Genomic DNA, 14,013 nt, shown 5'->3' on the forward strand with positions numbered 1-14,013 from the left:
CTTCCAGCGAGCAGACAGGGTCTACCGACGGCGGACGGGCCCCAGCCCCAGCGTGCTGAGGACCGTCAGCACCCGTGAGCGGCGCTCACACCTGTCGGCACCCCGCGTTCCCACCGTCGGCATCGACATCGGCGGCACCAAGGTCATGGCGGGTGTCGTCGACGCGGACGGGACGATCCTGGAGAAGGTCCGCGCCGAGACGCCCGAGAAGTCCAAGAGCCCCAAGGTCGTCGAGGACACCATCGCCGAGCTGGTGCTCGACCTGTCCGACCGGCACGATGTGCACGCCGTCGGCATCGGCGCCGCGGGCTGGATCGACGCGGACCGCTCGCGGGTGCTCTTCGCCCCGCACCTGGCCTGGCGGGACGAGCCCCTCAAGGACGCGCTCACCGCCCGGCTGGCCGTCCCGGTGATGGTCGACAACGACGCCAACACCGCGGCCTGGGGGGAGTGGCGGTTCGGCGCGGGACGTGGCGAGGACCATCTGGTGATGATCACGCTGGGTACGGGCATCGGCGGCGCCATCCTGGAGGACGGCCGGGTCAAGCGCGGCAAGTACGGGGTGGCCGGGGAGTTCGGCCATATGCAGGTGGTGCCCGGTGGCCACCGCTGCCCGTGCGGCAACAGAGGGTGCTGGGAGCAGTACAGCTCGGGGAACGCGCTGGTACGGGAGGCCCGCGAGCTGGCGGCCGCCGAGTCGCCCGTCGCCTACGGCATCATCGACCGGGTGGGCGGCCAGGTCGGTGACATCACCGGGCCGCTCATCACGGAGCTCGCCCGCTCCGGTGACGCCATGTGCACGGAGCTGTTCCACGAGGTCGGCTCCTGGCTCGGGGTGGGGCTCGCCAACCTCGCCGCGGCGCTGGACCCCTCCTGCTTCGTCGTCGGCGGCGGGGTCAGCGCGGCCGACGAACTGCTGATCGACCCCGCCAGAGAAGCGTTCCGGCGCCAGCTGACGGGGCGCGGCTACCGCCCCGAGGCCCGTATCGTGAAGGCACAACTGGGGCCCGAGGCCGGTATGGTCGGTGCCGCGGACCTCGCCCGGCTGGTGGCCCGCCGCTTCCGGCGCGCCAACCGCCGCCGGCTGGAGCGCTACGAGCGCTACGAGCGGGCGGCGGACAATCTGCGCCGGGCCGTCGGCCAGTGAGCAGGGCCCGGACGGCCGCCCCGACCACAATCCACCACACCCTCTGAGACGCCCAGCGCCATGCCGCACACGGATAACAGCTCCCCTTCCCACGAGCCCGACGAGCCCGACGGGCCCGAGGGCGCTTCACCGGCCACCGCCGGGCACCCGGCCGCCCGCCCGCAGGCCCGGGGAGAGCGCCCCCCGCACCGGCCCCGGCACCGCGTCGTCGTACTGGCGATCGTGGTGCTGCTCATCGCGCTGCCGAGCGGTTACCTGGTGCAGTCCGCGTTCCAGAGCCGCGCCAGCGGCAAGGACAAGGAGCGCGCCGCAGCCGCCACGAACCTCACCTACGCGCGGCCTCCCAGGGTCAGCCAGCGCATCTACGACATCCCGGTCCCGCCCGCGGCGACCCGGGTGGCCTTCTACGAGGCGAACGCATGGCAGAAGAGCACGATGTGGGTGCAGTTCCGCACCAGCCCCAAGCGGCTCAAGGAGTTCTTCGCCGACATCGGCAGCAGCGGGTCACAGCTGACGAAGGGCGAGGTCGCCATCAGCGACAAGAAGGCCACTCGGGTCGGCTGGCGCTTCGACGAGCCCAAGAGCCACTACCGCAGCATCCGCATCGAGCAGCCCAGGAGCGAGCCCGATCTGGCGATCACTGTGGATATGACGTACAAGAGCAGGCCCCGGGTCTACGTGGTCTCCACCACGGAGTTCTGAGTCCCGCACACTTTCTCCACCCCCCGCGCACACCGCCGCCGCAAGCCCTTTCGGCCGGTCGCTGCGGGCGCCCCCGCGCGGTGCGGCCCGCGCACCGCTCGATAGCGTGAACGCGTGAGTAACGGCCGCCCATCCCCCACCCTGTCCCGAACGCCTGCCCGAGGTGAAGCACGGTGACCCCCGCCCAGACGCTCCAGCACCGGACCGACGGACCCGACAACGCGCCCGTACTCGTTCTCGGCCCCGCCCTCGGCACCACCTGGCACATGTGGGACCGGCAGATCCCCGAGCTGACCCGCAACTGGCGGGTGCTGCGGTTCGACCTGCCCGGCCACGGCGGTTCCCCCGCCTACTCCGCCGACTCGGCCGACGCCTACGCCGAGCGGCTGCTGGCCACCCTCGACCGGCTGGGCATCGAGCGGTTCGGCTACGCGGGCTGCTCCCTCGGCGGCGCCATCGGCATCCAGCTCGCTCTGCGGGCCCCGCAGCGCGTCACCTCGCTCGCGCTGATCTCCTCCTCGCCCCGCTTCGCCACCCCCGACAGCTGGCGGCAGCGCGGGGTCGTCATCCGTACCAACGGACTCGACCCGATCGCCCGCACCACCCCCGAGCGCTGGTTCACGCCCGGCTTCGCCGCCGCGCAGCCCGCCATCGTCGAATGGGCGGTGCAGATGGTGCGCACCACCGATCCCGGCTGCTACATCGCCGCCTGCGAGGCGCTGGCGTCCTTCGACGTCAAGGACTCGCTGGACCGGATAGGGGTCGGCACGCTGGTCGTCGCCGGCGCCGAGGACCAGGTCACCCCGCCCGCCGAGGCCCGCGCGCTGGTCGCCGGTATCCCGGACGCGCGGCTGGCCATCGTGCCCGGCGCCTCCCATCTGACACCGGTCGAGCAGCCGGGCGCGGTCACCGATCTGCTCATCCGGCACTTCACCACCACCTGGCAGGAGTCGGCCGCCGGGCCCCCCGCCCCGGCCCCCGTGATCAGCCCCGTGCCGCCGCAGGCGTCCGCCGTCGCCGAGCTGGAGTCCGGCGAGCGGGCCGCCCTGCGCACCGACGCCTACGACGCGGGCATGAAGGTACGCCGCGAGGTGCTCGGTGACGCCCATGTCGACCGCTCCTTGGAGGCGACCGACGACTTCACCGAGGACTTCCAGAACTTCATCACCCGGTACGCCTGGGGCGAGGTGTGGACCCGCACCGGCATCGACCGGCGCACCCGCTCGGTGATCTCCCTGACGGCGCTGGTGGCCGGGGGCCACCACGAAGAGCTGGCCTTCCATGTCCGCGCCGCACTGCGCAACGGGCTGACCCCCGCCGAGATCAAGGAAGTGCTGCTCCAGACCGCCGTCTACTGCGGGGTGCCCGCCGCCAACTCGGCCTTCGCCGTCGCCCAGCGCGTGATCCGGGAGGAGACCACTCCGGAGGACCGCAAGGAGGCCGAGGAGGAGAATGAGCCCCATGGGAACTGACGCGAACGACACCCCGCTGAAGCTCACCAAGAAGGGGCACTCCTGCGTCCGCCTGGAGAAGGGCGGCCGCACGCTCGTCATCGACCCCGGCGGCTTCAGCGAGCAGGAGTCCGCCCTGGGCGCGGACGCCCTGCTGGTCACGCACGAGCACCCCGACCACTTCGACGAGCTGCGGTTGCGCGCCGCGATGGAGGCCAACCCCGAGGCCCGGATCTGGACGCTGCGCAGCGTCGCCGAGCAGATCTCCGGCGCCTTCCCCGGCCGCGTCCACACCGTCGGCCACGGCGACACCTTCGAGGCGGCGGGCTTCGAGGTCGAGGTGCACGGCGAGCTGCACGCCGTCATCCACCCCGACATCCCCCGGATCACCAACATCGGGTTCGTCGTCGACGGCCTGGTCTTCCACCCCGGCGACGCCCTCACCGTCCCCGAGCGCCCCGTCAAGACGCTGCTGCTGCCGATGCACGCCCCGTGGAACAAGTTCTCCGAGGTCCTGGACTATGTGCGCGCCGTCAGCCCGGCGCAGGTCTACGACATCCACGACGGTCTGCTCAACGACAACGGGCTGGGCGTGCTGAACCGGATGCTGGGTGAGGGCGGTCCTGGAACGGGTGGCGCCGCTCACGACCACCTCCGGTCGGGGGAGGGTGTCCGACTGGCGCGGTAGCCTGCATGCTCCCGGGGGAAGACCCCCGTGACCCCCGACGGAGTCTGCATGCGTATTGCCACCTGGAACGTCAACTCGATAACGGCCCGGCTGCCCCGCCTGACACAGTGGCTGGAGTCCGCACAGCCCGATGTGCTCTGTCTGCAGGAGCTGAAGGTGTCCGACGACGCCTTCCCGCAGCAGGAGCTGCGCGCGCTCGGCTACGAGTCGGTCGTCAGCGCGCAAGGCCGCTGGAACGGTGTCGCCGTCCTCTCCCGCGTGGGCATCGAGGACCCGGCGCTCAGCCTGCCCGGCGCGCCCGAGTGGGAGGGCGTCGTCGAGGCCCGCGCCGCGGCCGCCACCTGCGGCGGGGTGCGGGTGTGGTCCCTGTATGTGCCCAACGGGCGCGAGGTGGGGCACCCGCACTACGAGTACAAGCTGGAGTGGCTGGCCGCCCTGCGGGACGCCGCGGAGAAGTTCGCCTCGGCCGCGACGCCGTTCGCCGTCCTCGGCGACTTCAACATCGCGCCGACCGACCGTGATGTGCACGACATCGCGGAGTTCTCGGGCTCCACCCATGTGACGGCCCGCGAGCGGGAAGCGCTGGCCGCGCTGGAGGCGGCTGGGGTCTCGGACGTCCACCCCCGCCCGCTCAAGTACGACGTGCCGTTCACCTACTGGGACTACCGGCAGCTGTGCTTCCCGAAGAACCGCGGTATGCGGATCGACCTCGTCTACGGGAACGAGGCCTTCACGACCGCCGTCTCCGACGCCTATGTGGACCGTGAGGCACGCAAGGGCAAGGGCGCCTCGGACCACGCCCCGGTCGTCGTCGACCTGGAGCTGTGAGCCGGTCGCCGTCCCGGTCACCCGCCCCTCGAAGGGCGTGCGGCCGGGACGGGCGGCGCGGGCGGCCCGAGGGCCGGCACGCGGGCCCCGGGGGCACCGCCTGCCGGCCACCGGGGCTCAGCCGGTGAGCAGCCGAAGATCGATCGACTCCCCGAGGGCCCGCAACCCGGCGTCGCCGGGGTGCAGATGATCCCCTGAGTCGTACTTCGGCAGCATCCGCGCGGGGTGCGAGGGGTCCCGTACGACCTTGTCGAAGTCCAGCACGGCGTCGAAATGGCCGCCGTTCTCCCGTACGAACGCGTTCACCTTCGTACGCTTGGCGTCGACCTGCGCCGTGCAGTCGTGATAGCCCTCGCACGGCGTGATCGTCGCCACGACGACGCGCAGCCCACGCTCCTTTGCCCGCGCGGCGATGGCCTTCATCCCGGCGATGACCTCCTCGGCCGAGGCGCCCCACCGCACGTCGTTGATGCCCTCGAAGAGCACCACCGTCCTGGCGTTGGTCTGGGCGAGGACGTCCCTCTCCAGCCGGTGCTGGGCGCTCACCCCCGCCGTGTCGGTGCTGACGCCGTCGCCCGGATAGCGGTCGGTGACGATGCGGTTGGCGGAGATCCCGTGGTTGAGGACGCCGAGCCTGGGCACGTCGCTCTGCGCCAGCAGCCGGCCGGCCAGCACGTCGGGCCAGCGGCGGTTGGCGCCCTGGGTGGAGCGGACGCCGTCGGTGATGGAGTCGCCGAGCGCGACGACCGAGCCGGGTCCGCCCCGGACGTCGACGCCGGTCAGGAACGGCCACATGGTCAGGGAGCGGGTGAAGGCGCCGCCGCCGGTCTCGCCGGTACGGTCACCGCTGCCGCCCTCGCTCAGATACGACTTCTGCAGCGCCTTGCTGTGCACGGGCGCGGCGGGCACGGGGTCGGGCAGATGGATGCTCACCAGCAGATTGGTGTCGGAGGGTACGTCGAAGCCCACCGGGTCGCTGACGGCCCTGGCGCCCGCGGGGATGCGGGTTCCGGCGTGCCCGCCGTCGAAGGTGAGGGGCGTCGGGCGCCGGTGCGCCGTGGCCCCGTCCTTCTGCACGGCGATGGAGGCGTGGCCGATGCGGACGGGCTCGGCGGCGAAGGTGTTCTCCAGCCGGATCCGGGCCCGCGGCCCGCCCGCGGAGGTGTGCACCACCAGCCGGAGCGTCTGGTCCCGCCACTGCCCGGTGCCGGTGTAGCCGCCGGTGCTGGCGGACCAGCTGCCGGTCCAGCCGGTGCTCCCGGGGCGTACGGCGATGTCGAAGACGTGCAGGTCGGCGTCGGCGCCCGGATCGCGGGGCAGCGTGACGGAGCTGACCTGGCGGCCGCGTTCGAGGGGCACGGTGACGGCGTAGAGCCGCGCCTTCTCGTCGAGCTGCCCACCGTGCCGGGTGTTGAGGTGGGGGAGGGCGACGGCCTTGGTGGCGAGCGGGCCGCCGCGCCAGTCGCCCGCGGTGAGGGTGTAGGCGCTGCGGGAGCCGTCCCGGTAGCGCACGGTGCCCTTACCGCGCACGGCGTCGGCCGCGCCGTGCGGCGAGGTGGCGGCGACCAGGAAGGAGAGGGCGTCGCCGCGTCCGCCGACGCGGACCCGCTGGCCGTCGGCGCGTACGTTGTCGGGGTGGCCGGGAGCCCGGTCGGGCCAGCGCAGCTGTGCCGCGTCCAGATCGAGCCGGGTTCCGGGGGCCCAGCCGGCGGCCTTGAGGTCCTGTGCGGACAGGGAGCGGCCCGCGCCGTCGAAGTCGGCGGCGCCGGGGTCGGCATCGTCGCTGACTGCGCGGTTGTCGTAGAGGCGTTCCAGAGGGAGGGCCCGATCGGCGGCGGGGGCGGTCGGTTGTGCGGTCGGCTGCCTGCGGTCCTGCGCGGTGGCGGTCGCCACCAGGGTCGGTGTCGTCGCGGATACGGCGGCCACCAGGACGGTGAGGGATCTGATCCAGGTACGTCTGCGCACGTGATGCCCTCTCGTGGGACTCCAACGGCCTTGAGTGCACCCCGAATTCCACCGGGGCGGGGTGAAATTAGGGAGGCTCTGACGCGGCGTCAAGGTGTCCGGCAGCCCAAGCCGGGCGGCTTGTTCACACAGCGCGCCTATGGTGTCCAGGGGTGTGCGAATGCCACGCTGATGCGCATGCACTTCCCCTTTCTGGACAACTGGCGCAAGCCCCACCCGGATGCCGAGGGGGTGGCGGCATCGACCGGCCGGCTGTCGGACGACCCGGAGAGCGCGGCGCAGCTTCTCTCCGAATGCGAACTCCTGCGCGAGCAGGCGCGAGGGGCCGGTGTCGAACTGGACGACTCCGTGGAGTCCTTGGCCGCGCTGGACCAGCTGCTGCCGCACTGGCGCGAGGACCCGGAGGTCACCCCCTGGCTCGGCACGGACGCCGGGCTCTATCTGGGGACCGTGATGGTGCGCACGGTGCCCGGCGCCCGATGGGTGCTCTCCTCCGGTGGTCAGCCGGTGGTGCGGTTGCCGTCCGGGCGGGAGGCGGACGTGCTGGAGGAGGGCGGCGCCTGGGCGGAGACCGGTTCCCCCGAGCTGTCCCAGGCGTACGCGGAGGTCAGCGAGGACTGACATACCCGACCGGCGTCCGCGCCCGGCGGGTACGGCGGGCGTGCGTCGTGGACGTGCTCCGTCGATGTACTCCGTCCGGTGCGTCCCCTCGCTGCGTGTCATCCAGGTAGTGCCCCATTCGGCCCGATAGTTTCCACATCCTATGGAATCGTCGCCTATGGAAGCCCTGCCCGCGGAACCGCTGATCGAGCTGCGTGGAGTCAACAAGCACTACGGCACGCTGCATGTGCTCCGGGACATCGACCTGACCGTGGGCCGCGGCGAGGTCGTCGTCGTCATCGGTCCCTCGGGCTCCGGGAAGTCGACGCTGTGCCGCACCATCAACCGGCTGGAGACGGTCGGGTCCGGCACCATCACCCTGGCGGGCCGGCCCCTTCCGGCGGAGGGCCGCGAGCTGGCCCGGCTGCGTACCGAAGTCGGCATGGTCTTCCAGTCCTTCAACCTCTTCGCGCACAAGACCGTGCTGGCGAACGTGGCGCTCGCGCCCATGAAGGTGCGCGGCAAGAAGAAGGACGAGGCCCATGCGCAGGCCCGCGAACTGCTGCGCAGGGTCGGCCTCGTCGAACACGCGCACAAGTACCCGGCGCAGCTGTCCGGCGGTCAGCAGCAGCGGGTGGCCATCGCGCGCGCCCTGGCCATGGACCCGCAGGCACTGCTGTTCGACGAGCCGACCTCCGCGCTGGACCCGGAGATGATCAGCGAGGTCCTGGAGGTCATGCAGCAGCTGGCCCGGGACGGAATGACGATGGTCGTCGTCACCCACGAGATGGGCTTCGCCCGCTCGGCGGCCAACCGTGTGGTGTTCATGGCCGACGGCCGGATCGTCGAGGACCGCTCTCCGGAGGAGTTCTTCACCGCGCCGCGCAGCGAGCGCGCCAAGGACTTCCTCTCCAAGATCCTCAAGCACTGAGAGGGGACGGTCGTGCGTACGCCTACTCCGCCCAGCCGCACCGCCCCCTCGGGCACCGGCAGCTCAGCCGGTGGCCCCCGTGTGCTCGGCCGCGGCCTGGTCGCCGCCGTCCTGCTGGCCGCCACCGCCGCCTGCGGGGCCTCCGGCAGCCCCCCGGCGCGCGGGCCGCAGCCCGAGCAGCTGCCGCACTACGACGTCGCCGAGGACTTCTCCCTGCCCTCCTCGCCCACCTGGAAGAGCGCCCACCGGCGCGGAGAGCTGACGGTCGGCGTCAAGGAGGACCAGCCCGGCATGGGCGAGAAGAACCCGGCCACCGGCGAGTACACCGGCTTCGACGTGGAGATCGCCAAGATGATGGCCGCCTCGCTCGGTTTCGATCCGGACAAGCAGATCGAGTACAAGGCCATCGCCTCCGCCAACCGGGAAACCGCGCTGCAGAACGGCCAGATCGACTACTACGTCGGCACCTACACCATCAACGAGGGCCGCAAGAAGCTGGTCGGCTTCGCCGGGCCGTACTACATCGCCGGGCAGCGGCTGCTGGTGCGCCGGGACGAGAAGCAGCTCAAGGGCCCGCAGGACATGGCGGGCAGGAAGATCTGCTCCGCCGTGGGCTCCACCCCGCTCCAGCGCATCCAGGCGGATCACCCGCGCGCCGTGGCCGTCGCCTACGACAGCTACGCCATCTGCGTCGACAACCTCCTCAACCACCAGGTCGACGCGGTCACCACGGACGACACCATCCTGCTGGGCTACGCGGCCAAGGACCCCGAGCGCCTCAAGGTCGTCGGCAAGGCGTTCTCCGAGGAGCCGTACGGCATCGGAGTGCCCCGCCAGGACCGGGCCCTGGCCAGGGCGCTGGACAAGGCCCTCGTCGCCCGCGAGCGCAGCGGCGACTGGAAGCGGGCCTACGACGCCACCCTCGGCCTCTCCGGCCGCCCGGCCCCCGAGCCGCCCCGCGTCGACCCCGCGCTGACGCGCTGACGCGCCGATGAGCTGCCGAGCTGCCGAGCTGCCGAGCTGAGAGGAACGCGAACGGCTCCATGGACGTACTGACAGAGAACTTCTCCCTCTACGGCGAGGGCTTCTGGGGGACGGTGAAGCTCACCGTCTACTCCTCCCTGCTGGCGCTCGCGGTGGGCGTGCTGATGGCGGGGTTCCGGGTGGCGCCGGTGCGGGCCCTGCGCGTGGTCGGCACCACATGGGTCACGGTGCTGCGCAACACCCCGCTGACCCTGCTGTTCTTCGCGATGCTGCTGGGACTGCCCCGCTTCGGGGTGGCGCTGCCGTTCGAGCTGTTCGCGGTGCTGGCGCTGGGCTGCTACACCTCCTCGTTCATCTGCGAGGCGGTCCGCTCCGGCATCAACACCGTGCCGGTCGGCCAGGGCGAGGCGGCCCGCAGCCTGGGGATGACCTTCGGTCAGACGCTGGGCGCCGTGGTGCTGCCCCAGGCGTTCCGCAGCGTCATCGCACCGATCGGCTCCACCTTGATCGCGCTGGCGAAGAACTCCGCGATCGCCGGCTCCTTCAGCGTCGTCGAGCTGCTGAGCACCTACAAGACGCTCAGCGAGAACGGCTACAGCGTCGTGTGGAGCTTCGTGTGGATCGCGGTCGGCTATCTGATCCTGACCCTGGCGATCAGCGCCCTCTTCCATGCCATGGAGCGGCGCTGGGGGGTGGCCCGATGAGCCTCGGTCCCAGCCCGAAGCGCGCGCCGCGCGCCGCCCAGGAGGCGTCCTCGGCGCTCTACGACATCCCCGGGCCCAAGGCGCGGGCCAGGCACCTGGGCTACGGCATCGCCGCGAGCCTCGCGCTGGCCGCGCTGGTCGCCTGGGTGATTCATCTCCTTGTCGACACCGGCCAGTTCTCGTACGTCAAATGGCGGCCGTTCGGCTACGTGGGTATCCAGGAGCTCCTGCTGCGCGGCCTCGGCAACACGTTGAAGGCGTTCGCCCTCGCCGCCGTACTGGCCCTCGCCCTGGGCGCCGTCCTGGCAGCCGGGCGGCTGTCCGAGCACCGGCCGGTGCGGTGGGTCAGCACGGTGCTGGTGGAGTTCTTCCGGGCCATGCCCGTACTGGTGATGATCTTCTTCGTCTTCGTGGCCCTGGAGGTCCAGCCGCTGCCCGCGCTGGTGACCGGGCTGACGCTCTACAACGGCTCCGTCCTCGCGGAGGTCTTCCGCTCCGGGGTGCTCTCCGTCGACCGCGGCCAACGGGAGGCCGCCTACGCGCTCGGCATGCGCAAGACCCAGGTCATGACGTACGTACTGGTGCCACAGGCGGTGCGGGCCATGCTGCCGACGATCATCAGCCAGCTCGTCGTCGCCCTGAAGGACACCTCGCTCGGCTTCCTGATCACCTATGAGGAGTTCCTGCACGCCGGGCGGTTGATCGCCATCAACATGGACTACACCATGCCGTTCATCCCCGTCGTGATCGTCGTCTCGGCCATCTACATCGGGCTGTGCATGCTGCTGTCGTGGTTCGCCAACTGGGTCGCTCGCCGCGAGCGCGGCAACATCAAGAACGAGGCCGTCTCCGTGGGCCCGCCCGAGGCGGCCCCCACCATGCCCGGCGCCCACCCCTGAGCGGCATCCCTCACCCCGGGGCCGTCGTGGCCGCACGGGTCACATCGGCGACCAGCTCGACCACATCGGGCCCGTACGCTTGCGAGTTGACGACCTTCAGCAGCAGGCAGAAGTTCCCGTTCGGCCCGTGCCGGCGGGCCAGCCGCACATGGTGCCGCACCAGATACCGCGCGGCCGCCTGGTTGGTGATGCCCCGCTGGCCGCAGATCAGGAAGACGGGTCGGGCGTCCTCCCGGTCCTGACCGGCGGTCAGCCGCGCCAGCAGCACATACTCGACGAGCCCCTTCTCCGCCGGGTACCGCTCCCCGTCGATCAGGAAGGTGGTCGGCTTCTCCCCGTCCCTGAGCATCGAGACCCCCGGCAGCAGGGAGCGGAGATGGGCGGCCATCCGCTCGTTGGAGACCGGCCCGCCCACACAGATCTCGGTGCGCTCACCGAAACCCTGCCGGGCGGCGTCGTGCGCGACGACGTCCGCCCTGGCACCGCACTCCTTGATGAGCGCCGACAGCTCCAGCAGCGCGAACACGTCGTTGGGGGCCACCGTCCACTCGTCGACAGCAGGGTCCTTGTTGACCACGAGCAGGCACGAGGAGTTCTCGGGCAGCCCGAAGAACCGCTGCTTGCGGCGGAGTTTGCGGCGCCACAAGGAGGAGCGGGCCAGCCAGCCCGCCGTTGCCGTGATCGCGGCGGCGACCAGACCGAGCACGATCTCCCGCAGGTTCTCGTCCATGACGCGGCAGCCTAGGCCCTCGCGCGCCGCGCGGACCGACGGGGTGAGCATGTCCCCGCCCACCGCGGGGTGCTGACGCATCCGCGTCAACCGGATTACGCTGCGCGGATCGCGTTGTCTCCCGGAGCACCCAAAGGAGGCCCCTGCCATGACGCCCTCTCCCGACGACCCTCCGAAGCCGAGTCCCCAGGCACCCGCCACCCGCGTCCGGCGCCGCCCAGCGGTGCGCCGCGCCGTCGCCGTGCTGGGCACCGGCGCCGTGGTCGCGGGGCTGCTGGGCGCCGTGCCGCCGAGCCCGCACCACGGGTCGCACACCGCGGGGCAGGAAGGTCGCGGCGGCGGGACCCCGGCCAAGTCGCCGGTGGCCACCGGCTACGGAGGCGCCGTCTCCAGCGTGGACGCCGACGCCTCCGCCGCAGGCATCAAGGTGCTCAAGAACGGCGGCAACGCGGCCGACGCCGCGGTGGCCACGGCCGCGGCCCTCGGCGTGACCGAGCCGTACTCGGCGGGCATCGGCGGTGGCGGATACCTGGTGTACTACGACGCGGCCGACGGCAAGGTGCACACCGTCGACGGCCGGGAGACGGCGCCCCGCAGCGCCGACAAGCACCTGTTCACCGAGGACGGCAAGCCGATCCCGTTCGCCGAGGCGGTCACCAGCGGACTCGGTGTGGGCACCCCGGGCACCCCGGCGACCTGGGAGAAGGCACTCCGCGCCTTCGGCACCAAATCGCTGGCGCAGACGCTGCGGCCCGCGACGAAGCTGGCGAAGCGCGGCTTCACGGTCGATGAGACGTTCCGGAAGCAGACGGCGGACAACCAGGACCGGTTCCGCGACTTCCCCGCGACGGCAAAGCTGTTCCTGCCGGGCGGCAAGCTGCCCGAGGTCGGCTCCAGGCTCAACAACCCCGACCTGGCCCGCACCTACCAGCAGCTGGCCCGCAAGGGCACCAAGGCCTTCTACCACGGCGAGGTGGGCCGCGACATCGTACGGACGGTGCGCAAGCCCCCGGTGGCGAAGGGCGCCGAGCGCACGGTGCGGCCCGGCGACATGACAGCGCGGGACCTGCGGGCGTACGAGGCACTGTCGCAGCAGCCGACCCGCACCAGCTACCGGGGGCTGGACGTGTACGGCATGGCGCCCTCCTCCTCCGGCGGCACCACCGTCGCCGAGGCGCTCAACATCCTCGAACGCGGCGATCTGGGCTCCCTAGGCGAGAAGGAGTATCTGCACCGCTATCTGGAGGCGAGCCGCATCGCGTTCGCCGACCGGGGCCGCTGGGTCGGTGATCCGGCGCAGGAGGACGTGCCGACCCGGGGGCTGACCTCGCAGCGGTTCGCGGACGCACGCGCCTGCCTGATCGACGACGGCAAGGTACTGGAGAGCCCGGTGGCGCCGGGCGATCCCCGCGACCCGCAGGAGTGCGAGCGCGGCGACGCCGACCAGGCGGCGCCCACCACCTACGAGGGGGAGAACACCACCCATCTGACCGTCGCCGACAAGTGGGGCAACGTCGCCGCCTACACCCTCACCATCGAGCAGACCGGCGGCAGCGGCATCACCGTGCCCGGCCGCGGGTTCCTGCTCAACAACGAGCTGACGGACTTCTCGTTCGTGCCCGTCACCCCCGGCGTCCACGACCCGAACCTGCCCGGCCCCGGGAAGCGTCCCCGCTCCTCGATGGCACCGACCGTCGTACTGGAGCGAGGTGAGCCGGTGCTCGCGCTCGGCTCACCGGGAGGCTCCACGATCATCACGACGGTGCTGCAGACCCTCACCAACCACCTCGACCGCGGGATGCCGCTCCTCGACGCCATCGCCGCGCCGCGCGCCAGTCAGCGCAACTCCGCGCGGACCGACGCCGAACCCGCACTGATGAACAGCAAGGTGCGGCGCCAACTGGAGGCACTGGGGCACTCGTTCAACCGGACTGCGGAGATCGGCGCCGCCACCGCCGTGCGACGGCTGGAGAAAGGGCGCTGGCGCGCCGCCGCCGAGCCGGAGCGCCGCGGCGGCGGATCGGCGATGGTCGTCCGGCCGACGGGACGCTGACGAGCGACACCTCCGCACCGAAGGTCGCGGAGGTGGAAACAGGAGGACGACCGGGTGACCCCGCGCCGCCGCGGCCCTTGGCCGCGGCGGCGGTCACCTGTGCCCGATCCCCGCGCGGTCAGCGGTTCGGGTACGTTCGCGGTCCTCGCCGGGCATACTTCGACCGTACGACTTCGACCTGCGGATCCGGGGGTCCGCCCGCCGGAATCCGCGCGGCGGGCGGGGCGCGGGGTGGGCCGCCCGTACGGCGCGTGGTTGCCACCTGATCACAGGCCGTACGATCGCTTCCCATCAGCTGTGTGACGGCCCGCCCACGGCGGCCGAACGGACC

At 71.8% G+C, this 14,013-nt stretch carries 13 protein-coding genes; 11 read left to right on the forward strand and 2 right to left on the reverse strand.

Features of this window, described 5'->3' with window-relative positions:
* Positions 1 to 52: 52 nt before the first annotated feature.
* The 5 genes from JW613_RS18240 (at position 53) to JW613_RS18260 (ending at position 4,816) form a co-directional block, all read left to right on the forward strand.
* Positions 53 to 1,147, forward strand: coding sequence for an ROK family glucokinase (locus JW613_RS18240; RefSeq protein WP_099885026.1), 1,095 nt, complete (start codon positions 53 to 55; stop codon positions 1,145 to 1,147).
* Positions 1,148 to 1,207: 60 nt separating this feature from the next.
* The gene (locus tag JW613_RS18245; RefSeq protein ID WP_245225889.1) at positions 1,208 to 1,849 is read left to right on the forward strand and encodes a hypothetical protein; all 642 of its coding nucleotides are present in this window, start codon (positions 1,208 to 1,210) and stop codon (positions 1,847 to 1,849) included.
* 173 nt (positions 1,850 to 2,022) lie between these two features.
* Entirely contained in the window at positions 2,023 to 3,321 is a 1,299-nt protein-coding gene (gene pcaDC, locus JW613_RS18250) for a bifunctional 3-oxoadipate enol-lactonase/4-carboxymuconolactone decarboxylase PcaDC (protein ID WP_209211879.1), read from the forward strand.
* Positions 3,311 to 3,988 (forward strand): MBL fold metallo-hydrolase, encoded by a 678-nt coding sequence (locus JW613_RS18255; RefSeq protein WP_099885027.1) that lies wholly within the window; start codon positions 3,311 to 3,313, stop codon positions 3,986 to 3,988. Before pcaDC ends, JW613_RS18255 begins: the two co-directional genes overlap by 11 nt.
* A gap of 48 nt (positions 3,989 to 4,036) precedes the next feature.
* Positions 4,037 to 4,816 (forward strand): exodeoxyribonuclease III, encoded by a 780-nt coding sequence (locus JW613_RS18260; protein WP_209211880.1) that lies wholly within the window; start codon positions 4,037 to 4,039, stop codon positions 4,814 to 4,816.
* A 117-nt stretch (positions 4,817 to 4,933) separates the two neighbouring features.
* Here JW613_RS18260 and JW613_RS18265 read toward each other — a convergent pair whose 3' ends face one another.
* Entirely contained in the window at positions 4,934 to 6,781 is a 1,848-nt protein-coding gene (locus JW613_RS18265; RefSeq protein ID WP_209211881.1) for an SGNH/GDSL hydrolase family protein, read from the reverse strand.
* Positions 6,782 to 6,958: 177 nt separating this feature from the next.
* Here JW613_RS18265 and JW613_RS18270 point away from each other — a divergent pair, with 177 nt between their 5' ends.
* The 5 genes from JW613_RS18270 to JW613_RS18290 all read left to right on the forward strand — a co-directional run bounded on the left by JW613_RS18270 (position 6,959) and on the right by JW613_RS18290 (position 10,899).
* Positions 6,959 to 7,402 carry a DUF6278 family protein gene (locus JW613_RS18270; RefSeq protein ID WP_209211882.1) on the forward strand — a complete coding sequence of 148 codons (444 nt, stop codon included), beginning with the start codon at positions 6,959 to 6,961 and terminating at the stop codon, positions 7,400 to 7,402.
* Between the two features lie 166 nt (positions 7,403 to 7,568).
* On the forward strand, positions 7,569 to 8,312 hold the full coding sequence (locus tag JW613_RS18275; RefSeq protein WP_099886870.1) for an amino acid ABC transporter ATP-binding protein: 744 nt from the start codon (positions 7,569 to 7,571) through the stop codon (positions 8,310 to 8,312).
* An 81-nt stretch (positions 8,313 to 8,393) separates the two neighbouring features.
* Complete coding sequence (locus JW613_RS18280; protein ID WP_209211959.1) at positions 8,394 to 9,296, forward strand: glutamate ABC transporter substrate-binding protein; 903 nt, start codon at positions 8,394 to 8,396, stop codon at positions 9,294 to 9,296.
* Between the two features lie 59 nt (positions 9,297 to 9,355).
* Positions 9,356 to 10,000, forward strand: coding sequence for an amino acid ABC transporter permease (locus JW613_RS18285; protein WP_209211883.1), 645 nt, complete (start codon positions 9,356 to 9,358; stop codon positions 9,998 to 10,000).
* Positions 9,997 to 10,899: an amino acid ABC transporter permease gene (locus JW613_RS18290; protein WP_209211884.1), complete on the forward strand. Its 903-nt coding sequence runs from the start codon at positions 9,997 to 9,999 to the stop codon at positions 10,897 to 10,899. The genes JW613_RS18285 and JW613_RS18290 overlap by 4 nt, the downstream gene beginning before the upstream one ends.
* A gap of 10 nt (positions 10,900 to 10,909) precedes the next feature.
* On the opposite strand, the gene JW613_RS18295 is transcribed toward JW613_RS18290, so the two are convergent.
* The gene (locus tag JW613_RS18295) at positions 10,910 to 11,629 is read right to left on the reverse strand and encodes a hypothetical protein (RefSeq protein ID WP_209211885.1); all 720 of its coding nucleotides are present in this window, start codon (positions 11,627 to 11,629) and stop codon (positions 10,910 to 10,912) included.
* Positions 11,630 to 11,777: 148 nt separating this feature from the next.
* Between JW613_RS18295 and ggt the strand changes: the two genes are divergently transcribed.
* A complete protein-coding gene (gene ggt / locus JW613_RS18300) occupies positions 11,778 to 13,682 on the forward strand; it encodes a gamma-glutamyltransferase (protein WP_245225890.1) in 1,905 nt (634 codons plus the stop codon).
* Positions 13,683 to 14,013 lie beyond the last annotated feature (331 nt).

This window comes from Streptomyces smyrnaeus (assembly GCF_017676345.1).
Classification (GTDB): Bacteria; Actinomycetota; Actinomycetes; order Streptomycetales; family Streptomycetaceae; genus Streptomyces; species Streptomyces smyrnaeus.

Bases quoted from the DNA above. Each gene is read 5' to 3' on its own strand.
- JW613_RS18290 (WP_209211884.1), top strand. From the start codon at position 9,997: ATGAGCCTCGGTCCCAGCCCGAAGCGCGCGCCGCGCGCCGCCCAGGAG.
- JW613_RS18255 (WP_099885027.1), top strand. From the start codon at position 3,311: ATGGGAACTGACGCGAACGACACCCCGCTGAAGCTCACCAAGAAGGGG.
- JW613_RS18285 (WP_209211883.1), top strand. From the start codon at position 9,356: ATGGACGTACTGACAGAGAACTTCTCCCTCTACGGCGAGGGCTTCTGG.
- JW613_RS18245 (WP_245225889.1), top strand. From the start codon at position 1,208: ATGCCGCACACGGATAACAGCTCCCCTTCCCACGAGCCCGACGAGCCC.
- ggt (WP_245225890.1), top strand. From the start codon at position 11,778: ATGACGCCCTCTCCCGACGACCCTCCGAAGCCGAGTCCCCAGGCACCC.
- JW613_RS18270 (WP_209211882.1), top strand. From the start codon at position 6,959: ATGCACTTCCCCTTTCTGGACAACTGGCGCAAGCCCCACCCGGATGCC.
- JW613_RS18260 (WP_209211880.1), top strand. From the start codon at position 4,037: ATGCGTATTGCCACCTGGAACGTCAACTCGATAACGGCCCGGCTGCCC.
- JW613_RS18295 (WP_209211885.1), bottom strand. From the start codon at position 11,629: ATGGACGAGAACCTGCGGGAGATCGTGCTCGGTCTGGTCGCCGCCGCG.